The sequence below is a fragment of the Bradyrhizobium ottawaense genome (genome assembly GCF_900099825.1).
Taxonomy (GTDB): Bacteria; Pseudomonadota; Alphaproteobacteria; order Rhizobiales; family Xanthobacteraceae; genus Bradyrhizobium; species Bradyrhizobium ottawaense_A.
The window spans coordinates 3,980,730-4,001,455 of the sequence record NZ_LT629693.1 but is presented as its reverse complement, the minus strand read 5'-3'; the positions used below and the strand labels follow the sequence as shown (position 1 = coordinate 4,001,455).

The following is a 20,726-nucleotide window of genomic DNA, read 5'->3' as shown; positions in this document are numbered from 1 at the left end:
TCTTGCGGGAACAAGTCGCCGGGAGGAAGATCGCTCCCGCTCCATAAAATAAACAGGGAGGTGACCCATGCAAAGCAAAGCCCAGATCGATCAGATTCTGCGTCAGAAATGCGAGGCCAAGGAAATTCCCGGCGTGGTCGCGATCGCTGCGACCGGCAATGAGGTGATCTATCAGGGCGCGTTCGGCAAACGCGACCTGTCGAAGGACGATCCGATGACCGCGGACAGCGTGTTCTGGATCGCCTCGATGACCAAGGCCATCACCACGGCAGCCGGCATGCAGCTCGTCGAGCACGGCAAGCTGTCGCTCGATGAACCGATTGGCAAGGTGCTGCCGGATCTCGCCAGCCCGCAGGTGCTCGAAGGTTTCGACGCCAAGGGCGAGCCGAAACTGCGGCCGGCGAAGAAGCCGATCACGCTGCGTCACCTGATGACCCACACCGCCGGCTTCGCCTACGACATGTGGAACGGCGACATGGTGCAGTATCTGGAGAAGACCGGCACGCCCGGGATCACCACCTGCCAGAACGCGGCGCTGAAGACGCCGCTGATGACCGATCCCGGCACCCGCTGGGAATACGGCACCAACATCGATTTCGTCGGCAAGGCGGTGGAAGCCATTAGCGGCAATCGGCTCGATGCTTACCTGCGCGACCACATCTTCAAGCCGCTCGGCATGACCGATACCGGATTCAAGATCAGCGACGCCATGCGCAAGCGGCTGGTCGGCATGCATGCGCGCGGCGAGGACGGCACGCTGGCGGCGATCCCGTTCGAACTCGAACAGGCGCCGGAATTTCACATGGGTGGCGGCGGGCTTTACGGCACCGCGGGCGATTACATCAAGTTCACCCAGATGATCCTCAACAAGGGCCGCGGCAACGGCCACCAGCTGCTGAAGCCCGAGACGGTGGCGCTGATGGGCCAGAACAACATCGGCGATCTCACCATGGGCAAGATGACGACGGCGATCGGCTGGGCCACCAACGACGTCGATCTCTATCCCGACATCGTCAAGAAATGGGGGCTCAGCTTCCTGATCAACACCGCCAAGACCCCGGAAGGCCGCAGCGCCGGCAGCCTCGCCTGGGCCGGCCTCGCCAACACCTATTTCTGGATCGATCCGGCACGTAACGTCGCCGGCGTGATCCTGATGCAGTTGTTGCCGTTCGCCGACAGGAAGTGCCTGGAAGCCTTTGCCGGCTTCGAGCACGGCGTCTATGCCGGGCTGGATGCGGCACAGAAAGCGGCGTAGGCGCTTTAGCTCACTGCTCGAACGCGGGCGGTGTCATCATTCCCTCCCCCCTTGCGGGGGAGGGAGCGCAGCGGAGATTGCGGCACATTTTGTCTGTCACTCCTGAACATGGAGACCCCGACTTGACCGAAATCCAGGACAGCTATGTCTGTGGCACCGCCGATGCGCCGCTGCTGGGCGACACCATCGGGCGCGCGCTCGATCAGGCCGCGACGCGCTGGAGCGATCGCGAGGCGCTGGTTTCGCCGAGTCATGATGTCCGCTGGACCTGGAAGCAATTCGCCGAACGCGTCGATGCGCTGGCTGCGGGCTTTCTCGCGCTCGGCCTCGAACGCGGCGCACGGATCGGCGTCTGGTCGCTGAACCGCCCGGAATGGACGCTGACGCAGTTTGCCGCCGCGAAAGCCGGGCTCATTCTCGTCACCATCAATCCGGCGTACCGCCTGAGCGAGCTCGAATTCGCGCTCGCCAAGGTCGGCTGCGCCGCGATCGTCACCGCGACCGTGTTCAAGACCTCCAACTACATGGAGATGATGAACACGCTGTTGCCGGAGCTGGCTACTTCGCAGCCTGGCGAGTTGCAGGCGGCGCGGCTGCCGCACCTGCGCGCGGTGATCCAGATCGGCGGACCGATATGTCCGGGCACGATCGCATTCGCCGACGTCGCCGGCATGGGCGCCGCGCGGCACCGCGAGCAGCTTGCGGTGCTGGCGAACACGCTGCAGTTCGACGACCCCGTCAACATCCAGTTCACCAGCGGCACCACCGGATCGCCGAAGGGCGTGACGCTGACGCATCACAACATCCTCAACAACGGCTATTTCGTCGGCCGCGCGATGCGGCTGACCGAACGGGACCGGATCTGCATTCCGGTGCCACTGTATCACTGCTTCGGCATGGTGATGGGCAACCTCGCTTCGGTGACGCTCGGCGCGACCATGGTCTATCCCGGTGAGGGCTTTGATCCGCTGGCGACGCTCCAGACCATCGAGCGGGAGAAATGCACCGCACTCTACGGCGTGCCGACCATGTTCATCGCCGAACTCGATCATCCCGAGTTTTCCCGCTTCGACCTGAAATCGCTGCGCACCGGCATCATGGCCGGCGCACCCTGCCCGGTCGAGGTGATGAAGCGCGTCAATGCCGCGATGAACATGGGCGAAATCACCATCGCCTATGGCATGACCGAAACCTCGCCGGTCAGCTTTCAGAGCGCCACCGACGATCCGCTGGAGCGGCGTGTGTCGACCGTCGGGCGCATCCATCCGCATGTCGAGGTCAAGGTGGTCGATCTCGAAGGGCGCGTGGTGCCGCGCGGCGAACGCGGCGAACTCTGCACCCGCGGCTACAGCATCATGCTGGGCTATTGGGACGAGGCCGAGAAGACCGCCGACGTGCTCGACGCCAACGGATGGATGCACACCGGCGACATCGCCATCATCGACACGCAAGGCTATTGCAACATCGTCGGCCGCATCAAGGACATGGTGATCCGCGGCGGCGAGAACCTCTACCCGCGCGAGATCGAGGAATTCCTGTTTCGCCACCCCAAGATCCAGGACGTGCAGATTTTTGGCGTTGCCGACGACCGCTATGGCGAGGAGCTTTGCGCCTGGGTCCGCGTCCGCCCCGGCGAGACGCTGACACAAGACGAGGTCCGCGCCTTCTGTCAGGGACAGATCGCCCACAACAAGATTCCGCGCTACGTCGAATTCGTCGACGAATTCCCGATGACCGTCACCGGCAAGATCCAGAAGTTTTTGATGCGCGACGCGGTCGAGGCGCGCCTCGGATTGAAAGCGGCGAAGACGGCGTGAGGGTTGCTTTCCGTCATGGCCGGGCTTGTCCCGGCCATCCACGTCTTTGCTGCTATCAGACTGCAAAGACGTGGATGCCCGGCACAAGGCCGGGCATGACGAGGTTGGCGGTTCCTGGCGTTCCTTTTTCTCCAACCCCGCGGAGAGAAGGAAGAAGCATTCCCTACACCGGCAGCCCGGCCTGCTTTGCCAGTTCCTTCAGCGAGGCCTGCGGCCGCGCGCCGATGTGCTGGATCACTTCGGCGGCCGCCAGCGCACCAAGCCGCCCGGCATTTTCATCGCCGGCATTGCGGACCAGGCCGAACAGGAATCCGGCCGCAAACAAATCGCCGGCGCCCGTGGTGTCGACCAGCTTCTGAATCGGCGATGCCGGCACCGCGACGACGCCGTCCTTCGAGGCCACCACGCAGCCCTTTTCGCTGCGGGTGACGACACCGAGTTTGGTGTCGGCGCGCAACTGCTTCAGCGCGGTATCGAAATCCGAGGTCTGGTACAGCGAATGCAGTTCGGCCTCGTTGGCGAATACGAGGTCGACGGTACCCTTGCGCATCAGGTCGAGAAACTCATCACGATAACGATCAACGCAGAACGAATCCGACAAGGTCAGCGCCACCTGCCGGCCGGCGCCATGCGCTATTCCCGCCGCCTTGACGAAGGCCTCCTTGGCGCTCTTGGGATCCCAGAGATAGCCCTCGAGATAGACGATGCGCGACGCCGCGATCTGCGCTTCGTCGATATCGGATGGCGTCAGCTCCTGCGCCGCGCCGAGATAGGTGTTCATGGTGCGCTCGCCGTCCGGCGTCACCAGGATGTAGGAGCAGCCGGTGGCCGGTCCGCCGGAAGCGGCCTTGGTCTCGAACGCGACGCCGGCGGCGCGGATGTCGTGGGTATAGAGACCGCCGATCTGGTCGGCCTTGACCTTGCCGACATAGGCGGTGCGGGCGCCAAGGCTGGCGACGCCGACGATGGTGTTGGCGGCCGATCCGCCGGACATCTCGGTCGCCGGTCCCATGTCTTTATAGATGGCGGCGGCGCGCGCCTCGTCGATCAGCGCCATGCCGCCCTTGGTCATGCCGTGGCGGGCCAGAAAGCCCTCGTCGGTCTGCACCAGCACGTCGAAAATCGCATTGCCGATCCCGAGAACGTCGTATTTTGCGTCAGTCATCATCCGTCCTGTTTACGGCAATGTGGGAAAGGCTGCGGCCTACCAGATCGGCCCCGCGCCAGCAAGCAAACAGGCTGCTATAGAGCCTGAATGCTCCGCTCTTTCTTAACGGTATCGACGGGAACGCTGGCCTCGCGGCTGCTTGGCTTCGCGCGCGATTCCATCCTCGCGGCGCTGCTTGGCGCCGGGCCGGTCGCCGACGCGTTTCTCGCCGCATTTCAACTGGTCAACGTCGTCAGAAGGCTGTTGACCGAAGGCGGCCTGAACGCGGCGCTGGTGCCGGCATGGCTGCGCGTCCGCGAAACCGGCGGCGCCGTAGCGGCGGCGGCCTTCGCCGGCCGCGTGCTCGGCACCATCACGGCCGGCCTGATCGCCGCTACCGCGCTGCTCGCCGTGCTGATGCCATTTGTCATCACGGTGCTGGCGCCGGGATTTTCCGGCCGCGAGACCTTGCAGATCGCCGTCGACGATGCCCGCCTGATGCTGCCTTATCTCGCCTTCGCCGGCCCCGTGACGGTGCTGATGTCGTTGTTGAACGCGCAGGGCCGCTTCGCGTTGACGGCATTCTCGCCGCTGCTGTTCAACATCGCGCTGATCTTGGTGATGGCCGTGCTGCTGTGGCGCCGGCAGGATGCCGCAGACGCCGCGCAGATTATCGCCGCGACCGTCGGCATCGCCGGACTGCTGCAGCTCTCGATGCTGGTGCTGCGTCGTGGCGGAACTGTCGCCACGCCGCTGCGAATTTCGTTCGATGCGGAAATACGCGGCTTTCTCGCCAAGGCGATCCCCGGCATGGTCGCCTCCAGCGCGCCACAGCTATTGATGATCGCAGGCTTAATCATCGCATCGAGTTCGCCATCGGCGGTGTCCTGGCTCTATTTCGCCAACCGGCTGATCGAGCTGCCGCTCGGCATCGTCGGCGTCGCCATGGGCACGGTGCTGATTCCCCAGATGACGCGCGCGCTGCGCAGCAACGACCGCGCCGCGGTCGCTTACGCGGAATCGCGCGGACTCGAACTTGCGGTCGGGCTGGCCGTGCCGGCGATGCTCGGATTGATGGTGCTGAGCGAACCTGTCGTGCGTCTGCTGTTCGAGCACGGCGCCTTCACCGCGGCGGATGCGACGGCGACCGCGCAGACGCTGACATGGCTGGCGCTCGCACTGCCCGCCCATGTGCTGGTCAAGGCGCTGTCGCCGGCGTTCTTCGCGCGCGAGGACACGCTGACGCCGTTGCTGGCGACGCTGAAGGGCGTCGTGCTCGCGCTCGCTTTGGCCGTTGTGCTCGGTCATTTCTTCGACACCGGCGGCATCGCTGCCGCCATCGCACTGGGAGCCTGGAGCACGGCATTGACCTTGATCCGCCGGGGCGCCGAGACCTTCGGGTTTTCGATCGACACGGATGCGCGCCGGAAACTGCCGCGCATGGTCGCGGCGGCGCTCGCAATGGGCGCGCTGTTGTGGCTGACGGCGAGGTTCGTGCTGCCGCTGGCGGCAGGCGCGCATGGCCTTGCCCAGGCGGCGGTTGTTGCGATACTGATCTCCGGCGGAATTGCGATTTACGGCCTGTTTCTGCGGCTTTTCGGCATTACGGGCTGGCGCGAAGCGGTTAACGCGCTCCGGCACACCACGCCCGGCGACTTGCGCGAATAGGCCTCGCGTGGCAAACGACGCGCCACAGCGGCACACCTTCTGGAAAGCTAGCCATGGCCATGGTTGAACGGGTTTTTTCGGGCGTCCAGCCGACGGGCAATCTGCATCTCGGCAATTACCTCGGCGCGATCGTCAATTTCGTCAAACTGCAGCAGACGCATAATTGCATCTACTGCGTGGTCGACATGCACGCGATCACGCAAGGCGTGGACGTCTGGGGCGGGCCGGCCGAACTGGCGCGCAACACCCGCGAAGTGACCGCGGCGTTCATTGCCTCCGGCATCGATCCGAAAAAGCACATCGTGTTCAACCAGAGCCAGGTCTCCGGCCATGCCGAGCTGGCATGGATCTTCAATTGCGTGGCGCGGATGGGCTGGCTCAACCGCATGACGCAGTTCAAGGACAAGGCCGGCAAGGATCGCGAGGCGGCGTCGGTCGGACTCTACGATTATCCGGTGCTGATGGCGGCCGACATTCTGGTCTACCGCGCCACCCATGTTCCGGTCGGCGAGGATCAGAAGCAGCATCTCGAACTGTCGCGCGACATCGCCCAGAAATTCAACAATGACTTCGGCGACTCGATCCGCGGCCATGGCTTCAACGACGGCGTGTTCTTTCCGCTGCCGGAGCCCGTGATCACCGGACCGGCGACGCGGGTGATGAGCCTGCGCGACGGCACCAAGAAGATGTCGAAGTCGGATGCATCGGACAATTCGCGGATCAATTTGACCGACGACGCCGACACCATCGCGGCGAAGATCCGCAAGGCGAAGACCGATCCGGAGCCGTTGCCGTCGGAAGAAAAGGGACTGGAGCCCCGCCCCGAGGCCGATAACCTGGTCGGCATCTATGCGGCGCTGTCCGGCCGCAGCAAGGCCGACGTGCTCGGCGAATTCGGCGGCGGACAGTTTTCCAGCTTCAAGAACGCGCTGGTGGAACTTTGCGTCGAAAAACTCGCGCCGATCGCGTCCGAGATGAAACGGCTGGTCGCCGATCCCGGTCATGTCGATTCGATCCTGATCGACGGCGCGGAGCGCGCAGAGGCGATCGCGCAGGAAACCATGAACGCGGCCAAGGACATCGTCGGGTTCATCCGGAAGAAGTAAGTGTTGCGACCATCGTCGGATCGCGACGCCGCTTGTCGAAAGCGGCTTCGCCGTGGCAGCATGCGCCGGTTTGGCGCAGCACCGGGACATGCATGACAACCCAGCGACGAAGCTACGAGGCGGGCCACAAGCCAAAATGTCTTGTTATCGTTGACGACACCGCGGAGTGGGACCGCGCGGTCTATTACGCCAGCCGCTGGGCAATCCGGGTCGGCGGCGGGGTGGTGATGCTGCGCATCATCGAGATCGAAGACCAGAACCAGCAATGGCTGGGGGTGGCCGACATCATGCGCGCCGAGGCCGAGGAAGCCGCCAATGAAGCGCTCGACCGCGCCTCCGGCCGCGCCAACGGCATTGCCGCGATCACGCCGGAGCGGGTTATTCGCGAGGGCGATCCGACCGAGCAGATCCTCGACGTGATCGACAAGGACGTCGACATTACGACGCTGGTGCTGGCGGCCAACCCCGGCGCCGAGGGCCCCGGTCCACTGGTCACCCTGATCGCCGAGGCCGCCGGTTCGTTTCCGATCCCCCTCACCATCGTGCCCGGCGACCTGAGCGACGCCGATATCGACGCATTGTCGTAATATCCGCTGTTTTACGGCGTTTTGCCCTTCCAAACCCGACAAATGCAGGCCTGGAACGGCTGTCCTGCGCCCCTTGACCGTGCGTTGTCCGTCGCCATCTGCTAAGTGCAAACCACGCGCCGGCCTTGAACCGGCGACGCCGGAGAAAGCCAATGTTCATCCAGACCGAAGCCACGCCCAATCCCGCCACCCTGAAATTCATTCCGGGCCGCGCCGTGCTCGACACCGGCACGATGGAATTCGCCAACCGTGAAGCCGCCTCCCGCTCGCCGCTCGCCGAACGGCTGTTCGCCGTCAACGGCGTCACCAGCGTGTTTTACGGATCCGATTTCGTCACGGTGACCAAGGACGACAGCGACTGGCAGCACCTGAAGCCCGCGATCCTCGGCGCCATCATGGAGCACTATATGTCCGGTGCGCCGCTGCTGGCGGACGGCACCGCCGGCAACGACGAGGCGCTCGACGAGGGAGACGAGTTCTTCGACGAGTCCGACGCCGAGACGGTCGAGACCATCAAGGACCTGATCGAGACGCGGGTTCGTCCGGCGGTCGCCAATGACGGCGGCGACATCACCTTCCGCGGCTTCAAGGACGGGATCGTCTATCTCAACATGAAGGGTTCCTGCGCCGGCTGCCCGTCCTCGACGGCCACCCTGCAGCACGGCATCCAGAACCTCTTGAAGCATTTCGTGCCTGATGTGATTGAAGTCCGGCCGGTGTGACGGCCAGTCTCCACCCTCCCCTGGAGGGGTCCGAGACGAGCGAAGCTCGCTCGTGGGTCGACGCGACTGAAAGGAGCGGCGGGGTGGGGTGACGGTCTCTCCACACGAACGCTGCCCGAGTTGAGAGATCACCCCACCCCGTCTCACATTTCGCTACGCTCCATGTGAGCCGACCCTCCCCCTCCAGGGGAGGGTAAGTAAGATATTGCCGGCAGCGGCTACGCCGCCCCATCAACGTCTTTTCATAACAATTTCAATACCTTATAGGACTCAAAAAATCCGACCACGCCGGATTTCTCCAGCCATACACACCGATTGAAATTCATCCCCGGCGCCGCATTCAAACGGAACCAAAAAACCTCTAGGTTGGCGCGATGCTGATCCTCGCCATCGATACCGCGCTTGATGCCTGCGCCGCAGCCGTGCTCGACACCCACGCCAACAAGCTTCTCGCGCACGAGTCGCAGCCGATGAAGCGCGGCCATGCCGAAGCCCTGATGCCGCTGATTGCGCGCGTGATGAAAGCCTCCGGGGTTGCATTCGATGCGCTGGATCGCATCGCGGCGACCACCGGTCCCGGCAGCTTTACCGGATTGCGCGTCGGTCTCTCGGCTGCGCGCGGCATTGCACTGGCGGCCAGCAAGCCGGTGGTCGGATTGACGACGCTCACGGCCTACGCCGCTCCCGTCGTCAGCGAGAACGGCGAGCATCCGATCATCTCCGCGATCGATGCACGGCACGACCATGTGTATTTCCAGGTGGTGAGCGGCGACGGCGGTTCGCTGATCAAGCCGAGAGTGGCGCCGATATCGGAGGCGCTCGACGCATCGCGCTTCGGCGCACCGCATCTGGTCGGCAATGCCGCGAAAATTCTCGCCGACCGCTGGCCGAAGGATGCGCCGCCGCCGTTCAAGGTCGATGCGCTGCCGGCGCCCGACATCGGCTGGGTGGCATGGCTCGGCGCCGCCGTCAGTCCGGAGAACTCGCCGGCCCGTCCCTATTATCTGCGCGCGCCCGACGCCAAGCCGCCAAAGGACCCGCTGCTTGCCCCGGCGCCGACGGCACCCTGATGGCCGGCCTGCTGCAATCCTGGCGTTCCAGGTTTTCCGGATGGCGGGGCGGCGGTATCGCCCTGGTCGAGCCGGCCGGCGCGCGTGACGCGGCGCGGCTGGCGCAATTGCATGGCGCCTCGTTTCACCGCGGCTGGGGCGAAGGCGAATTCGAGACCATGCTGACCGAGCGCAACACGCTGGTCGACCGGCTGCGGCAGGGAGGCAAGATCATCGGCTTTGCGGTATCGCGCATCGCCGCCGACGAGGCCGAAATATTGTCCATCGCCATCGATGCGAACCAGCGCGGCCGCGGCCTGTCGCGCAATCTTCTGATGACTCATCTCGGCCATCTCGCCGGCCGCGGCGTGCGCACGATATTTCTCGAGGTCGAGGAAAATAACCGGCCGGCGCGACGGCTGTACGAATGGGCCGGATTCGGCGTCGTTGGACGCCGGGAACGCTATTATCAGCAGCCCGGCGGGGAGCAATTGAATGCACTTCTGATGCGGCGCGACTTGTCGTAATATCCCCGCGGTGGCACAACGCCGCGACCTGTTCTCCAAGGCCTTAAGATCATGCCTGTACTGAAATCCCCGCCAGCGCACAAGAATACCGGTATCGAGGCGCGTTGCGCCGCCACCGGCATGCGCATGACCGAGCAGCGCCGGGTCATCGCACGCGTGCTGGCGGATTCCGTCGACCATCCCGACGTCGAGGAACTCTACCGGCGCTGCGTCGCGGTCGACGACAAGATCTCGATCTCGACGGTGTACCGCACCGTCAAGCTGTTCGAAGATGCCGGGATCATCGAGCGGCACGATTTCCGCGAGGGCCGCGCGCGTTACGAGCAGATGCCCGAAAGCCATCACGATCACCTGATCAATCTGCGCGACGGCAAGGTGATCGAATTCACCTCCGAGGAAATCGAGAAACTGCAGGCCGAGATCGCCCGCAAGCTCGGCTACAGGCTGGTCGATCACCGGCTCGAATTGTACTGCGTCCCGCTCGACGACGACAAAAGCTGAGCGTGTGGCTCCATAGCGTTTTCAAGCGAAGTGGGAACCGGTTCGCGTGAAGAAAACGCGTCAAAATAAAATCTTGAACGCCAACATCGATCTCGTCATTTTCGATTGCGACGGCGTGCTGGTCGACAGCGAAGTGATTTCATGCCGCGCGCATGCGGAAACACTGACGCGTCACGGCTATCCGATCACCGCAGATCAGGTGTTCGACCGCTTCCTCGGTCATTCGATGCGAAAGGCCACGCTCGAAATTGAAGCGGAACTGGGTCGCCGCCTGCCGGATGACTTTCATACCCAGGTGTACGCCGAGATTTTCCGACTGTTTGCGGCCTCGCTGGAAGCCACGCCTCACATCGACACGGCGCTGGCCGCGATCAGGATGCCCGTATGCGTCGCTTCGAGCGGCCCGCCCGAGAAGATCAGCACCAGCCTCAACCACGTCGGACTGTACCAACGATTCGCGCCGCATATTTTCTCCGCCGTGCAGGTCAAGAACGGCAAGCCTGCGCCGGATCTGTTTCTGTTCGCCGCCGAGCAGATGCAGGCGTCGCCCGCGCGATGCCTCGTGATCGAAGACAGCGTGGCCGGCGTGACGGGCGCGCGGGCCGCCGGAATGACCGTGTTCGGCTATCACGGCGGCAGCCATTGCCGACCGAACACCGCCGACACGTTGCGCACCGCCGGCGCCGCTGTGACCTTTGACGATATGCGGCAATTACCTGACTTGATCGCTCAAATCGGCCAAAAGCCGGACCTGATCGCTGGATTTTCAGCGGTTTAGCCTATATTTGACCCTCAATAGACGTCCGCGCCGCATTGGCGCCGCTCCAGCCCTATATCCAGGTTCCATGAAGCCGCCGCGCAAGCTGCATATCAAGTCATATGGCTGCCAGATGAACGTCTACGATGCGCAGCGCATGGTGGACACGCTGGCGCCGGAAGGCTTTGTCGAGACCGCTAGCGCTGAAGATGCGGACCTGGTGATCCTCAACACCTGCCATATCCGCGAGAAGGCTTCCGAAAAAGTCTACTCCGAACTCGGGCGGCTGCGGGTCGCCAAGGATGAGGCCGCGCGCAACGGTCGCGAGATGCGCATCGCGGTGGCCGGCTGCGTCGCGCAGGCCGAAGGCGAAGAGATCATCCGCCGCGCGCCGGCCGTCGACGTCGTGGTCGGCCCGCAGAGCTATCACCATCTGCCGCAGCTGTTGGCGCGCGCCAAAAGTCATGGCCGCGCGCTGGAGACCGAATTTCCGGTCGAGGACAAGTTCGGCTTCCTCCGCGCGCCAAAGCCCGCGGCGATCCGCGCGCGCGGCATCTCTTCATTCGTGACCGTACAGGAAGGCTGCGACAAGTTCTGCACCTTCTGCGTGGTGCCCTATACGCGCGGCTCGGAAGTCTCGCGGCCGGTCGCCAAAATCATCGACGACGTGATGCGGCTCGCCGACAATGGCGTGCGCGAGATCACGCTGATCGGACAGAACGTCAACGCCTATCACGGCGAAGGCCCGGACGAACGGATCTGGCCGCTCGGCAGGTTGCTGCATCGGCTGGCTGAAATTCCCGGCATCGTGCGGTTGCGCTATTCCACCAGCCATCCCCGCGACGTCGATGATTCGCTCATCGCGGCGCATCGCGATCTCGCGGCGCTGATGCCGTTCGTGCATCTGCCGGTACAATCCGGTTCCGACCGCATCCTGGCCGCCATGAACCGCAAGCATACCGCCGATGATTATCGCCGCGTCATCGACCGTTTTCGCGACGCCCGCCAAGATATTGCGTTTTCATCGGATTTTATCGTGGGCTTCCCCGGCGAAAGCGAAGAAGAATTTGCCGCGACCCTCGCGCTTGTCATGCAAATCGGATACGCTGGCGCTTATTCGTTCAAATATTCGCCACGGCCAGGCACGCCGGCGGCGGACATGCGGGAGACAGTGTCAGCGGCAGAGATGGACGAGCGATTGGTGCGGCTCCAGGAATTGATCGACAGTCAGCAATCGGCCTTCAACCGGGCCATGATTGGCAACACCGTCGATGTGCTGTTCGAGCGCGCGGCGCGCAATCCCGGCCAGATCGTCGGCCGCACCGCTTACCTGCAGCCCGCGCATGTGTTTGCCTCGTCAGACATCATCGGACAGGTGCTGGCGGTCAGGATCGAAAGCCTGGAGCGCTACAGCCTGCTCGGCGAACTCGCCGGCCCTTCCGCGCCGCCGGCATCGTCTCCGCTGTCGCCAACGGCCGATCTTTCTCCAATAACCGATTCCTTTCAACTAACCCGGGGGGCCTGAACCCTTGCCCAAAAGCGCATCGGATTCACCTTCACTCGCTCCCAGCCGCAAGTTTGAACGCGACATGCAAATTCCGCCCGAAACCCAGGTCGTCATCGACTTCGACGACAATCGCGCCGCTTCCGCGCTGGTCGGTCCCTACGGACAGAATCTCGCGTTGGTCGAACGGCGGCTCGGCGTCGTCGTCGATTCCCGCGGCAACCACATCACCATCGCCGGATCGCGCGACGGCTGCGACGCCGCGCGGCGCGTGCTGGAGACGCTCTACGGACAGGCCACAAAGGGCCAGGATCTGGCGCAGGGCGACGTCGAAGGCGCCATCCGCGCCGTGATCGCGCAGGGCTCGCTGTTCGAATTCGACGCCAAGACCGCCAAGACCCAGTTCGAGACCATCAACCTGCGCAAGCGCCCGGTGCGCGCGCGCACCGCCGCGCAGGATTCCTACATCCGCGCGCTGAAGCGCAGCGAACTGGTATTCGGCGTCGGCCCGGCCGGCACCGGCAAGACCTGGCTCGCGGTGGCGCATGCCGCGCAATTGTTCGAACGCAAGGAAGTCGACAAGATCATCCTGTCGCGTCCCGCGGTCGAGGCCGGCGAGCGGCTCGGCTTCCTGCCCGGCGACCTCAGAGAAAAAGTCGATCCGTACCTGCGGCCGATCTACGACGCGCTGTACGACCTGATGGACTCGCGGATCGTGGAGCGGGCGCTGCAGTCGAACGAGATCGAGATCGCGCCGCTGGCGTTCATGCGCGGCCGCACGCTGACCAATGCCGTCATCATTCTCGACGAGGCGCAGAACACCACGTCGATGCAGATGAAGATGTTTTTGACCCGGCTCGGCGAGAACAGCCGCATGATCATCACCGGCGACCCGTCGCAGGTCGACCTGCCGCCGGGCCAGACCTCGGGATTGGCCGAGGCCGCGAGATTGCTCGACGGTGTCGAGGGCATCTCGCAGGTGAAATTCACGGCCGAAGACGTCATCCGCCATGAACTGGTGGCGCGAATCGTCGCCGCCTATGAGGGATTGCCGCAAAAGCCGGCAACCGGCCGATCTTGATCGAACCATTTTCGCCCCCGGACCTGCTTGGGCAGATCCGGGCCGCACCCTGAACGCTGGAATGCAAAACCCAATTACGCAATTATCTGGAACGCTCGTGTCTTCCGCCCTTCCGCTCACTGAAGTTCTCGTCGTCGCCGATTGCTGGCAGACCGAGCCAGGCGCCGAGGCGGTGATCCATCGCGCCATCGAGGCCGCGGCCGAATTCGCCGATGTCGGCGAGGCCGAACTTGCGGTCATGCTGACCGACGATTCCGGGATTCGCACCCTCAACAGCAACTGGCGCGGCATCGACAAGGCGACCAACGTGCTGTCGTTTCCGGCGCTGCAGGCCCCTGCCGGTGCGCCGTCCGACGCGCCGCGCATGCTCGGCGATATCGCCATCGCGTATCAGACCACGCGCAAGGAGGCCGACGACGAACAGAAGCCGTTCGACCATCACCTCAGCCATTTGGCCGTCCACGGTTTCCTGCATCTGATCGGATACGATCACGAGAACGACGACGACGCCGAAGCGATGGAAGGTCTCGAACGCGAAATCCTCGCGCAACTCGGCATTCCCGATCCTTACCAGGATCGAGATCCGTATGCGGACCGGGAACGGGTGAACTGACATGCCGGATCCGGACCCCGACCCTTCGCACGACAATGCGCGCCACTCGCGCAATCTGCCCGCCGTGGTGCAGGAAGGCGAAGTGCTGCGGCCGGCCGCGGACAACTGGCTGCTGCGCGCGATCCGCACGCTGTTCGGCTGGAAGCCGGGATCGGTCCGCGACGACCTGCAGGTCGTGCTCGATACCTCGACGCCTGACGATGTCGGCTTTTCCGCCATCGAGCGCACCATGCTGCGCAATATCCTCGGCCTGCACGAGCGGCGGATCGCCGACGTGATGATCCATCGCGCCGACATCGTCGCGGTCAAGCGCGACATCCCGCTCGGCGAATTGATGAGCCTGTTCGAGAGCGCGGCGCATTCGCGCCTCGTGGTCTACAACGAAACCCTCGACGATCCCGAAGGCATCGTTCACATCCGCGATCTCCTGGCGTTCATGACCGTGAAAGCGCGCGTCGGTGTGGTCGGCAAGGCCAAGCGAAAGAAGCCGTATCCGGCCGGCCTCGATCTGCGCGCGGTCGACCTCGCGCAGCCGCTGGCCGAGGCCAACATCATTCGCAAGCTGCTCTACGTGCCGCCGTCGATGCGGGCGATCGACCTCCTGGCGCAGATGCAGGCCTCGCGCATCCATCTCGCTTTGGTGGTCGACGAATATGGCGGCACCGACGGATTGGTGTCGATCGAAGACATCGTCGAACAGATCGTCGGTGAGATCGACGACGAACACGACAGCGACGAGCCGCCCGCGATCGTGAAGCAGGCGGAAGGTTCTTTCCTCGCCGATGCCCGCGCCAGCCTCGAGGACGCCCGCAAGGTGATCGGCGAGGATTTCATCACCGGCGAGGCCAGCGACGAAGTCGCAACGCTCGGCGGCTATCTGGTGTCGCAGGTCGGCCGCCTGCCCGTGCGCGGCGAGGTAATCTCGGGCCCGGGCAATTTCGAGATCGAGGTGCTCGACGCCGATCCGCGACGGGTCAAGCGGCTGCGCATCGCCGTCCGCAAGGAGCGTCCCGCCGCCCGCACTCAGCGCGAAAGCCGCCGCCGCGAGCCGGCGCCCGACGCCAATACGCCGCAGGCGCATGACAACGCGCCGCAGGCAAACGACAATGCGCCGCCGGCACCGGGCGATGGAGCCGGCTCGCAGTGATCTCAACCAGCAGACTCCGCGTCGCCGTCCTTGCGATCATCCTGGCCTGGGGATGGAAACGCGCGGGCCTCGCGCTGTTCGCCGGCGCGCTGTCGGCGCTGGCGATGGCGCCGTTCAATGCATGGCCGGTGCTGTTCGTGAGCTTTCCGATCGCGGTCTGGCTGATCGACGGCGCCGCGGCCGGAAAATGGCGCGGCGTGCCGGCGGCGGCGATGTCCGGCTTCTGGTTCGGGCTCGGCTATTTCGTGCCCGGCCTGTACTGGATCGGCAACGCCTTCCTGGTCGACGCTTCGACCTTCGCCTGGCTGATCCCGTTCGCGGCACTCGGCCTGCCGGCCTATCTGGCGCTGTTCACCGCTCTGGGTTTCGCGCTGGCGCGGCTGCTGTGGACCCGGGACGCATCACGGCTGCTGGCGCTCGCGATCGGCCTGACGATCAGCGAGTGGCTGCGCGGCCATCTGCTGAGCGGATTTCCGTGGAACGCGTTCGGCTACGCGCTGTCGGAGCCGCTGGCGTTGGCGCAGACCGCGTCGCTGATCGGGCTGTGGGGCATGACGTTCCTCAGCGTGGCGATCTTCGCGAGCCCGGCAGTGCTGATCGACGGCCGTTCGCGCGGCCGCAAGCCATGGATCGCGCCGGTGTTGGCGCTGCTGCTGCTCGCCGCCATGGGCATCTACGGCGCCGTCCGGCTGTCGCTGCAGCCGACCGTGCTCACCAAGGTCAAGCTGCGCATCATGCAGCCCAACCTGCAGCAGGACGCCAAGTTCAACTATTCCGCCAAAGCGGACGTGATGCAGAAATATCTGACGCTGTCCGACCGCGCGTCCGGGCCGCAGTCGACCGGTGTACGCGACGCGAATATCCTGATCTGGCCCGAGTCCGCCTTCCCGTTTTTCCTGACGCGCGAGGCGGATGCGATGGCGCAGATCGCCGAACTCCTGCCCAAGGGCACCGTGCTGATCACGGGCTCGGTGCGGGCGCCGGAGGGACCGCCCGGCGCCCGAATCACGCGGGCCTATAATTCGATATATGTGATCGACCATGACGGCAGCGTGCTGTCGGTCTACGACAAGCTGCATCTGGTGCCGTTCGGCGAATACCTGCCGTTCCAGGACTGGATGGAAAAACTCGGCTTCGTGCAGCTCACCAAGGTGCAGGGCGGATTCATTCCGGGCACGCGCCGCCGCGTGATGGAGATACCGAACGCGCCGCGCGCGCTGCCGCTGATTTGCTACGAAGTGGCGTTTCCCGGCAGCGTTGCGACACGCGACGACCGTCCCGGCTGGATCGTCAACCTGACCAATGACGGCTGGTTCGGAATTTCGACCGGACCCTATCAGCATCTGCAGCAGGCACGCCTGCGCGCCATCGAAGAAGGGCTGCCGCTGGTTCGAGCAGCGAACACCGGCATCTCCGCCGTCATCGATCCCTCGGGGCGAATCGTCGCACGTCTCGGTTTGGGTATCGAAGGTGTCCTCGATGCCAACCTTCCAGCCGCGTTGCCGCCGACGGTTTATGCTCAACTTAGAGACATTCCAGTCGTTGTAATCGCAGCACTTGCGCTGCTGTTGGTCATCCGCCGCCGCCTTGCCAGGCGAACCGCCTGAAATTTGCATTTTGCAGATTGTTTACTGTTGCCGGTTTGCCGCAACGAACCGGCATGCGCGATTCCACCAGTTGACAGAGCGGCCACGCCCTTCGCATTCTGGGTTCCGCAACCAAAAGCAATAACCAGTCAGCTCAATGCTCATCTTGTCTGCATTTCCACCCGATCCTCCGAGCAGGATTTGACGGTACCGGCGCCTGAGGCACGACAGTCCTGCCTCACCCCCGGCGCGCAATCCCGAGGAGCGTTGAGATGTCCACCAAAGCGCCCAATCCTGTTGACAAATATGTCGGCAGCCGTGTCCGCATGCGTCGCATCATGCTGGGCATGAGTCAGGAAAAACTGGGCGAGGCTTTGGGACTCACCTTCCAGCAGGTCCAGAAATACGAAAAGGGCACCAACCGCGTCGGCGCCAGCCGCCTGCAGCAGATTTCCGAAATCCTGCAGGTCCCGGTATCGTTTCTGTTCGACGGCGGACCGAGCGGCACGGCCAATACCGACGGCTTCAGCGAGGGCTCCTCGCCGGCCTATGTTTCCGATTTTCTCGCTACTTCCGAAGGTTTGGCGCTGACGCGTGCCTTCACGCGCATCACCGACGCCAAGATGCGCCGCTCCATCGTCGATCTGGTCGAACAGATCGCAACGCGCGAAGGCCCCGACCAGCGCTGAATGCGAACTGCCGTTCGCACGGAACGATTGACGCACCCACCGGCGTGAGCGCATGACATCGGGCGAATTCGCCCGACAATCACGATGCGCCGATGACAGACATCAATCCCTTCGACTCCAAAGCGATCCTCGACGGCATCCGCCGCTGGGTCGAGATCGAGACCCCGACCGAAGCGCCCGCACAGGTCAACAAGCTCGCCGACCTCGTCGCCGGCGGCTATCGCGACCTGCCCGCGACCGTCGAACGGATCGCGGGCCGCTCCGGATGCGGCGACCATCTCATCGCGCGTTCGTCATGGGGACAGGACGCACCGGGAATCCTGGTGCTGAGCCATCTCGACACGGTGCATCCGATGGGCTTCATCGAGCGGCTGCCGTTCAGGATCGAGGGCGACAGCGCCTTCGGCCCCGGCATCTACGACATGAAGGGCGGAGCCTATCTCGCCTATCACGCGTTTCGCCAAGTCTGCGCGGATCCTGCGCGCTCGCCGCTCGGCGTGACCCAGCTTTACGTGTCCGATGAAGAGATCGGCAGCCCGACATCGCGGGCGTTGATCGAACAAGAGGGCCGCAAGGCAAAATACGTGCTCGTCACCGAACCGGCGCGCGACGGCGGCAAGATCGTCACCGGACGCAAGGGCGTCGCGCGCTTCGAGATCTATATCAAGGGCGTGCCTTCGCATGCCGGCACCCGGCCCGAGGACGGCCGCAGCGCGATCCGCGAACTCGGCAACATCATCCAGACGCTGGAAGCGATGAACGACCTCAAGCGTGGCGTGTCAGTCAATGTCGGCGTCGTCCGCGGCGGCACCAAGCCGAACGTGATTGCGGAAGAGGCCTATGCGGAGGTCGACATGCGGGTGCCGACGACCGCCGATTCCGACGAACTCGTTCCAAGGATCCTCAATCTGAAATCACGCACCGAAGGCGTCAGCGTCAAGGTGGTCGGCGAGCTCAATCGCCCGCCCTATGAAAAAGGCAACGCCGGCGCCGCACTTTACGAGCACGCCAAAACCCTGGCGGCCGAAATCGGCTTCGAGCTGGTGGACACCGCGACCGGCGGGGGCTCTGACGGCAATTTCACCGCGCCGCATACCGCGACCCTCGACGGTCTGGGCGTCGACGGCCAGGGCGCGCATACCCATTACGAGCAGATGTACATCTCGTCGATCGAGCCGCGGGCACGGCTGTTGCACCGGCTGTACCAGACGCTGCGATGATCGCCCCCGTCAGCGAGCCCGACGATCAGGACACGCCGCCGGACGACGGCGCGTCGGCGCATGCGCGCGGGTCGTTCTTCGGCCGGCGCAAGGGTCACAAGCTGCGCAATCACCAGGCCGACCTGATCGGCAACCTGCTGCCGCATCTGGCGCTCGATATCGGCGGCGGCGCTGCGCCGTCCAATCTCGCCGAACTGTTCGAGGGCGAGATCGACCATGTCAGGCTCGAAATCGGATTCGGCGGGGGCGAACATCTGATCGCCGAAGCGCAGGCCTTTCCGCAGGTCGGGTTCATCGGCTGCGAGCCGTATGTGAACGGCATGGCGAAGATCCTGACGCAGATCGAAGCCCTCAACATCGGCAACATCCGCCTCTATGCCGGCGACGCCGCGGAATTGCTGGCCTGGGCGCCGCCGCAATCGATGGCGCGGATCGACCTGATCCATCCCGATCCCTGGCCGAAGCGGCGGCACTGGAAGCGCCGCTTCGTGCAGGACGCAACGGTCGCCGCGATGGCACGCATCATCAAGCCCGGCGGCGAGTTTCGTTTCGTCAGCGACATCGACGATTACTGCGCGTGGACGCTGGCGCATCTGCTGCGCTCGCCGGATTTTCTCTGGACCGCGGAGCGCGCGATCGACTGGCGTCAGCCGTGGGACGGCTACACCATGACCCGCTACGGCCGCAAGGCCGAACGCGAGGGCCGCGTGGCGGCGTATTTACGCTTTCGCAGGGCGGGGTAGCTTCAGCCCTTCACTTCCGCCATCCGCGCTTTTCTCGCGTCGGTGGCTTCCCACACCATGCGCTTGCCGCGCTCACGGCCGAGCAGTTCGATCGGATCGTGGTTGTCGATGTGACCGAACTGTCCCTTGTAGACGCTGTAACCGCAGAGCTCCTGCAGCCGCCGCGGAAATCGCCTGGCGGTGTCCTGGGGAATACCGAGCTGCAGGTTTTCCTGCTGCCGCATCCAGCCCCAGCAATAGGCGCAGGAGAACGCAAACCGCCGCGCATCGGACGTGTTGGCGCCGCCGCCGTGCCAGAGCGCGCTGTCGAACAGCATCACGCTGCCGGCCGGCATGGTGGCGGTGACGGCGTCATATTCCTTGCCGTATTCCGGCGAGGACGCGAGTTTGTGGCTGCCCGGCAGAATTCGCGTCGCGCCATTGTCGTCCCTGAAATCCGACAGCGCCCAGATCGCATTGATGGTGATCGGAATGTGCGGACGCGGCAGCGGGATCAACTGCGTGTCTTCGTGGATCGGCTGCGCTTCCTGGCCGGGGCCGAGCACCAGCGAGCAGAACGAGGACAGCAAACATTCCCTGTCGAGCACGCGCTCGACCACCGGCAGCACGTTCTCGTGCAGCGGCACTTCCCAGAACAGATCGTCATAGGTGAGGAGATTATTGATGCGCACGGTCTTGAAGCCCTCGAACGAGGTTTTCGCCGGGCCAAGATGATGCTCGCGCTCGATGCGCTCCAGCGCCTGCTTCAAGCCTTCGACCAGTTCACGGCTCGCCGCCTGTTCGATGACGGTGAAGCCGTCATCGCGGATCCGATCGGCATGGGCTTGAACCTGGACGTCCGTCAGCATTTTTCGCGCTCCCCGGCTTGACGCTGTCCCGCGTCTTTACCCGACCATAACGTGCTGATTATTGGTTTGGGAGATATTTTAGCGAACGCCGTCATTGCGAGCCAACGGGTCGCGCGAATGCGCGCCCGATGACAGGCTCCGCGAAGCAATCCACACTTT

20 protein-coding genes are annotated in these 20,726 nt (G+C 64.2%); 18 read left to right on the top strand and 2 right to left on the bottom strand.

All coding sequences use genetic code 11. The features are described 5' to 3' along the window. The first annotated feature begins 67 nt into the window (after positions 1 to 67). Entirely contained in the window at positions 68 to 1,255 is a 1,188-nt protein-coding gene (locus tag BLR13_RS18685; protein WP_074820732.1) for a serine hydrolase domain-containing protein, read from the top strand. A 122-nt stretch (positions 1,256 to 1,377) separates the two neighbouring features. Next, positions 1,378 to 3,072 (top strand): AMP-binding protein, encoded by a 1,695-nt coding sequence (locus BLR13_RS18680; RefSeq protein ID WP_074820734.1) that lies wholly within the window; start codon positions 1,378 to 1,380, stop codon positions 3,070 to 3,072. Between the two features lie 163 nt (positions 3,073 to 3,235). Here the strand turns inward: BLR13_RS18680 and BLR13_RS18675 are convergent, their stop codons facing one another. Next, positions 3,236 to 4,237: an adenosine kinase gene (locus BLR13_RS18675; protein WP_074831355.1), complete on the bottom strand. Its 1,002-nt coding sequence runs from the start codon at positions 4,235 to 4,237 to the stop codon at positions 3,236 to 3,238. Positions 4,238 to 4,327: 90 nt separating this feature from the next. Between BLR13_RS18675 and murJ the strand changes: the two genes are divergently transcribed. The 16 genes from murJ (at position 4,328) to BLR13_RS18595 (ending at position 19,719) form a co-directional block, all read left to right on the top strand. Beyond that, positions 4,328 to 5,887, top strand: a complete 1,560-nt coding sequence (gene murJ, locus BLR13_RS18670) for a murein biosynthesis integral membrane protein MurJ (RefSeq protein ID WP_074820736.1) — start codon at positions 4,328 to 4,330, stop codon at positions 5,885 to 5,887. Between the two features lie 53 nt (positions 5,888 to 5,940). Then, entirely contained in the window at positions 5,941 to 6,993 is a 1,053-nt protein-coding gene (gene trpS, locus BLR13_RS18665) for a tryptophan--tRNA ligase (RefSeq protein ID WP_074820738.1), read from the top strand. 92 nt (positions 6,994 to 7,085) lie between these two features. Then, positions 7,086 to 7,580: a universal stress protein gene (locus BLR13_RS18660; RefSeq protein WP_074820740.1), complete on the top strand. Its 495-nt coding sequence runs from the start codon at positions 7,086 to 7,088 to the stop codon at positions 7,578 to 7,580. A 152-nt stretch (positions 7,581 to 7,732) separates the two neighbouring features. Further along, positions 7,733 to 8,302: a NifU family protein gene (locus BLR13_RS18655; RefSeq protein ID WP_074820742.1), complete on the top strand. Its 570-nt coding sequence runs from the start codon at positions 7,733 to 7,735 to the stop codon at positions 8,300 to 8,302. A gap of 374 nt (positions 8,303 to 8,676) precedes the next feature. After that, complete coding sequence (gene tsaB / locus BLR13_RS18650) at positions 8,677 to 9,372, top strand: tRNA (adenosine(37)-N6)-threonylcarbamoyltransferase complex dimerization subunit type 1 TsaB (protein ID WP_074820744.1); 696 nt, start codon at positions 8,677 to 8,679, stop codon at positions 9,370 to 9,372. Then, positions 9,372 to 9,878: a ribosomal protein S18-alanine N-acetyltransferase gene (gene rimI, locus BLR13_RS18645; RefSeq protein ID WP_079586166.1), complete on the top strand. Its 507-nt coding sequence runs from the start codon at positions 9,372 to 9,374 to the stop codon at positions 9,876 to 9,878. Before tsaB ends, rimI begins: the two co-directional genes overlap by 1 nt. A gap of 51 nt (positions 9,879 to 9,929) precedes the next feature. Then, a complete protein-coding gene (locus BLR13_RS18640) occupies positions 9,930 to 10,379 on the top strand; it encodes a Fur family transcriptional regulator (RefSeq protein ID WP_074820746.1) in 450 nt (149 codons plus the stop codon). A gap of 73 nt (positions 10,380 to 10,452) precedes the next feature. Next, a complete protein-coding gene (locus BLR13_RS18635; protein WP_079586167.1) occupies positions 10,453 to 11,157 on the top strand; it encodes an HAD family hydrolase in 705 nt (234 codons plus the stop codon). Positions 11,158 to 11,224: 67 nt separating this feature from the next. Then, entirely contained in the window at positions 11,225 to 12,661 is a 1,437-nt protein-coding gene (gene miaB, locus BLR13_RS18630) for a tRNA (N6-isopentenyl adenosine(37)-C2)-methylthiotransferase MiaB (RefSeq protein ID WP_074820750.1), read from the top strand. A gap of 4 nt (positions 12,662 to 12,665) precedes the next feature. Beyond that, positions 12,666 to 13,721 (top strand): PhoH family protein, encoded by a 1,056-nt coding sequence (locus BLR13_RS18625; protein ID WP_079586169.1) that lies wholly within the window; start codon positions 12,666 to 12,668, stop codon positions 13,719 to 13,721. 97 nt (positions 13,722 to 13,818) lie between these two features. Further along, complete coding sequence (gene ybeY / locus BLR13_RS18620; RefSeq protein ID WP_433994270.1) at positions 13,819 to 14,334, top strand: rRNA maturation RNase YbeY; 516 nt, start codon at positions 13,819 to 13,821, stop codon at positions 14,332 to 14,334. 1 nt (position 14,335) lies between these two features. Continuing rightward, complete coding sequence (locus BLR13_RS18615) at positions 14,336 to 15,481, top strand: hemolysin family protein (RefSeq protein ID WP_074820756.1); 1,146 nt, start codon at positions 14,336 to 14,338, stop codon at positions 15,479 to 15,481. Then, entirely contained in the window at positions 15,478 to 17,088 is a 1,611-nt protein-coding gene (gene lnt / locus BLR13_RS18610; RefSeq protein WP_074820758.1) for an apolipoprotein N-acyltransferase, read from the top strand. The genes BLR13_RS18615 and lnt overlap by 4 nt, the downstream gene beginning before the upstream one ends. Before the next feature lie 251 nt (positions 17,089 to 17,339). Then, positions 17,340 to 17,756, top strand: a complete 417-nt coding sequence (locus BLR13_RS18605; protein WP_074820759.1) for a helix-turn-helix domain-containing protein — start codon at positions 17,340 to 17,342, stop codon at positions 17,754 to 17,756. Between the two features lie 92 nt (positions 17,757 to 17,848). After that, on the top strand, positions 17,849 to 18,976 hold the full coding sequence (locus BLR13_RS18600; protein ID WP_074820761.1) for a M20 family metallopeptidase: 1,128 nt from the start codon (positions 17,849 to 17,851) through the stop codon (positions 18,974 to 18,976). Beyond that, positions 18,973 to 19,719 carry a tRNA (guanine(46)-N(7))-methyltransferase TrmB gene (locus tag BLR13_RS18595; RefSeq protein WP_074820762.1) on the top strand — a complete coding sequence of 249 codons (747 nt, stop codon included), beginning with the start codon at positions 18,973 to 18,975 and terminating at the stop codon, positions 19,717 to 19,719. Before BLR13_RS18600 ends, BLR13_RS18595 begins: the two co-directional genes overlap by 4 nt. A gap of 2 nt (positions 19,720 to 19,721) precedes the next feature. On the opposite strand, the gene BLR13_RS18590 is transcribed toward BLR13_RS18595, so the two are convergent. Then, positions 19,722 to 20,567 carry a phytanoyl-CoA dioxygenase family protein gene (locus BLR13_RS18590; protein WP_074820763.1) on the bottom strand — a complete coding sequence of 282 codons (846 nt, stop codon included), beginning with the start codon at positions 20,565 to 20,567 and terminating at the stop codon, positions 19,722 to 19,724. Positions 20,568 to 20,726 lie beyond the last annotated feature (159 nt).

Coding starts and splice junctions, on each gene's coding strand:
- BLR13_RS18615 (WP_074820756.1), top strand. CDS start 14,336: ATGCCGGATCCGGACCCCGACCCTTCGCACGACAATGCGCGCCACTCG.
- BLR13_RS18605 (WP_074820759.1), top strand. CDS start 17,340: ATGTCCACCAAAGCGCCCAATCCTGTTGACAAATATGTCGGCAGCCGT.
- miaB (WP_074820750.1), top strand. CDS start 11,225: ATGAAGCCGCCGCGCAAGCTGCATATCAAGTCATATGGCTGCCAGATG.
- murJ (WP_074820736.1), top strand. CDS start 4,328: ATGCTCCGCTCTTTCTTAACGGTATCGACGGGAACGCTGGCCTCGCGG.
- BLR13_RS18675 (WP_074831355.1), bottom strand. CDS start 4,237: ATGACTGACGCAAAATACGACGTTCTCGGGATCGGCAATGCGATTTTC.
- BLR13_RS18660 (WP_074820740.1), top strand. CDS start 7,086: ATGACAACCCAGCGACGAAGCTACGAGGCGGGCCACAAGCCAAAATGT.
- BLR13_RS18685 (WP_074820732.1), top strand. CDS start 68: ATGCAAAGCAAAGCCCAGATCGATCAGATTCTGCGTCAGAAATGCGAG.
- BLR13_RS18655 (WP_074820742.1), top strand. CDS start 7,733: ATGTTCATCCAGACCGAAGCCACGCCCAATCCCGCCACCCTGAAATTC.
- tsaB (WP_074820744.1), top strand. CDS start 8,677: ATGCTGATCCTCGCCATCGATACCGCGCTTGATGCCTGCGCCGCAGCC.
- BLR13_RS18600 (WP_074820761.1), top strand. CDS start 17,849: ATGACAGACATCAATCCCTTCGACTCCAAAGCGATCCTCGACGGCATC.
- BLR13_RS18640 (WP_074820746.1), top strand. CDS start 9,930: ATGCCTGTACTGAAATCCCCGCCAGCGCACAAGAATACCGGTATCGAG.
- BLR13_RS18590 (WP_074820763.1), bottom strand. CDS start 20,567: ATGCTGACGGACGTCCAGGTTCAAGCCCATGCCGATCGGATCCGCGAT.
- rimI (WP_079586166.1), top strand. CDS start 9,372: ATGGCCGGCCTGCTGCAATCCTGGCGTTCCAGGTTTTCCGGATGGCGG.
- trpS (WP_074820738.1), top strand. CDS start 5,941: ATGGCCATGGTTGAACGGGTTTTTTCGGGCGTCCAGCCGACGGGCAAT.
- BLR13_RS18595 (WP_074820762.1), top strand. CDS start 18,973: ATGATCGCCCCCGTCAGCGAGCCCGACGATCAGGACACGCCGCCGGAC.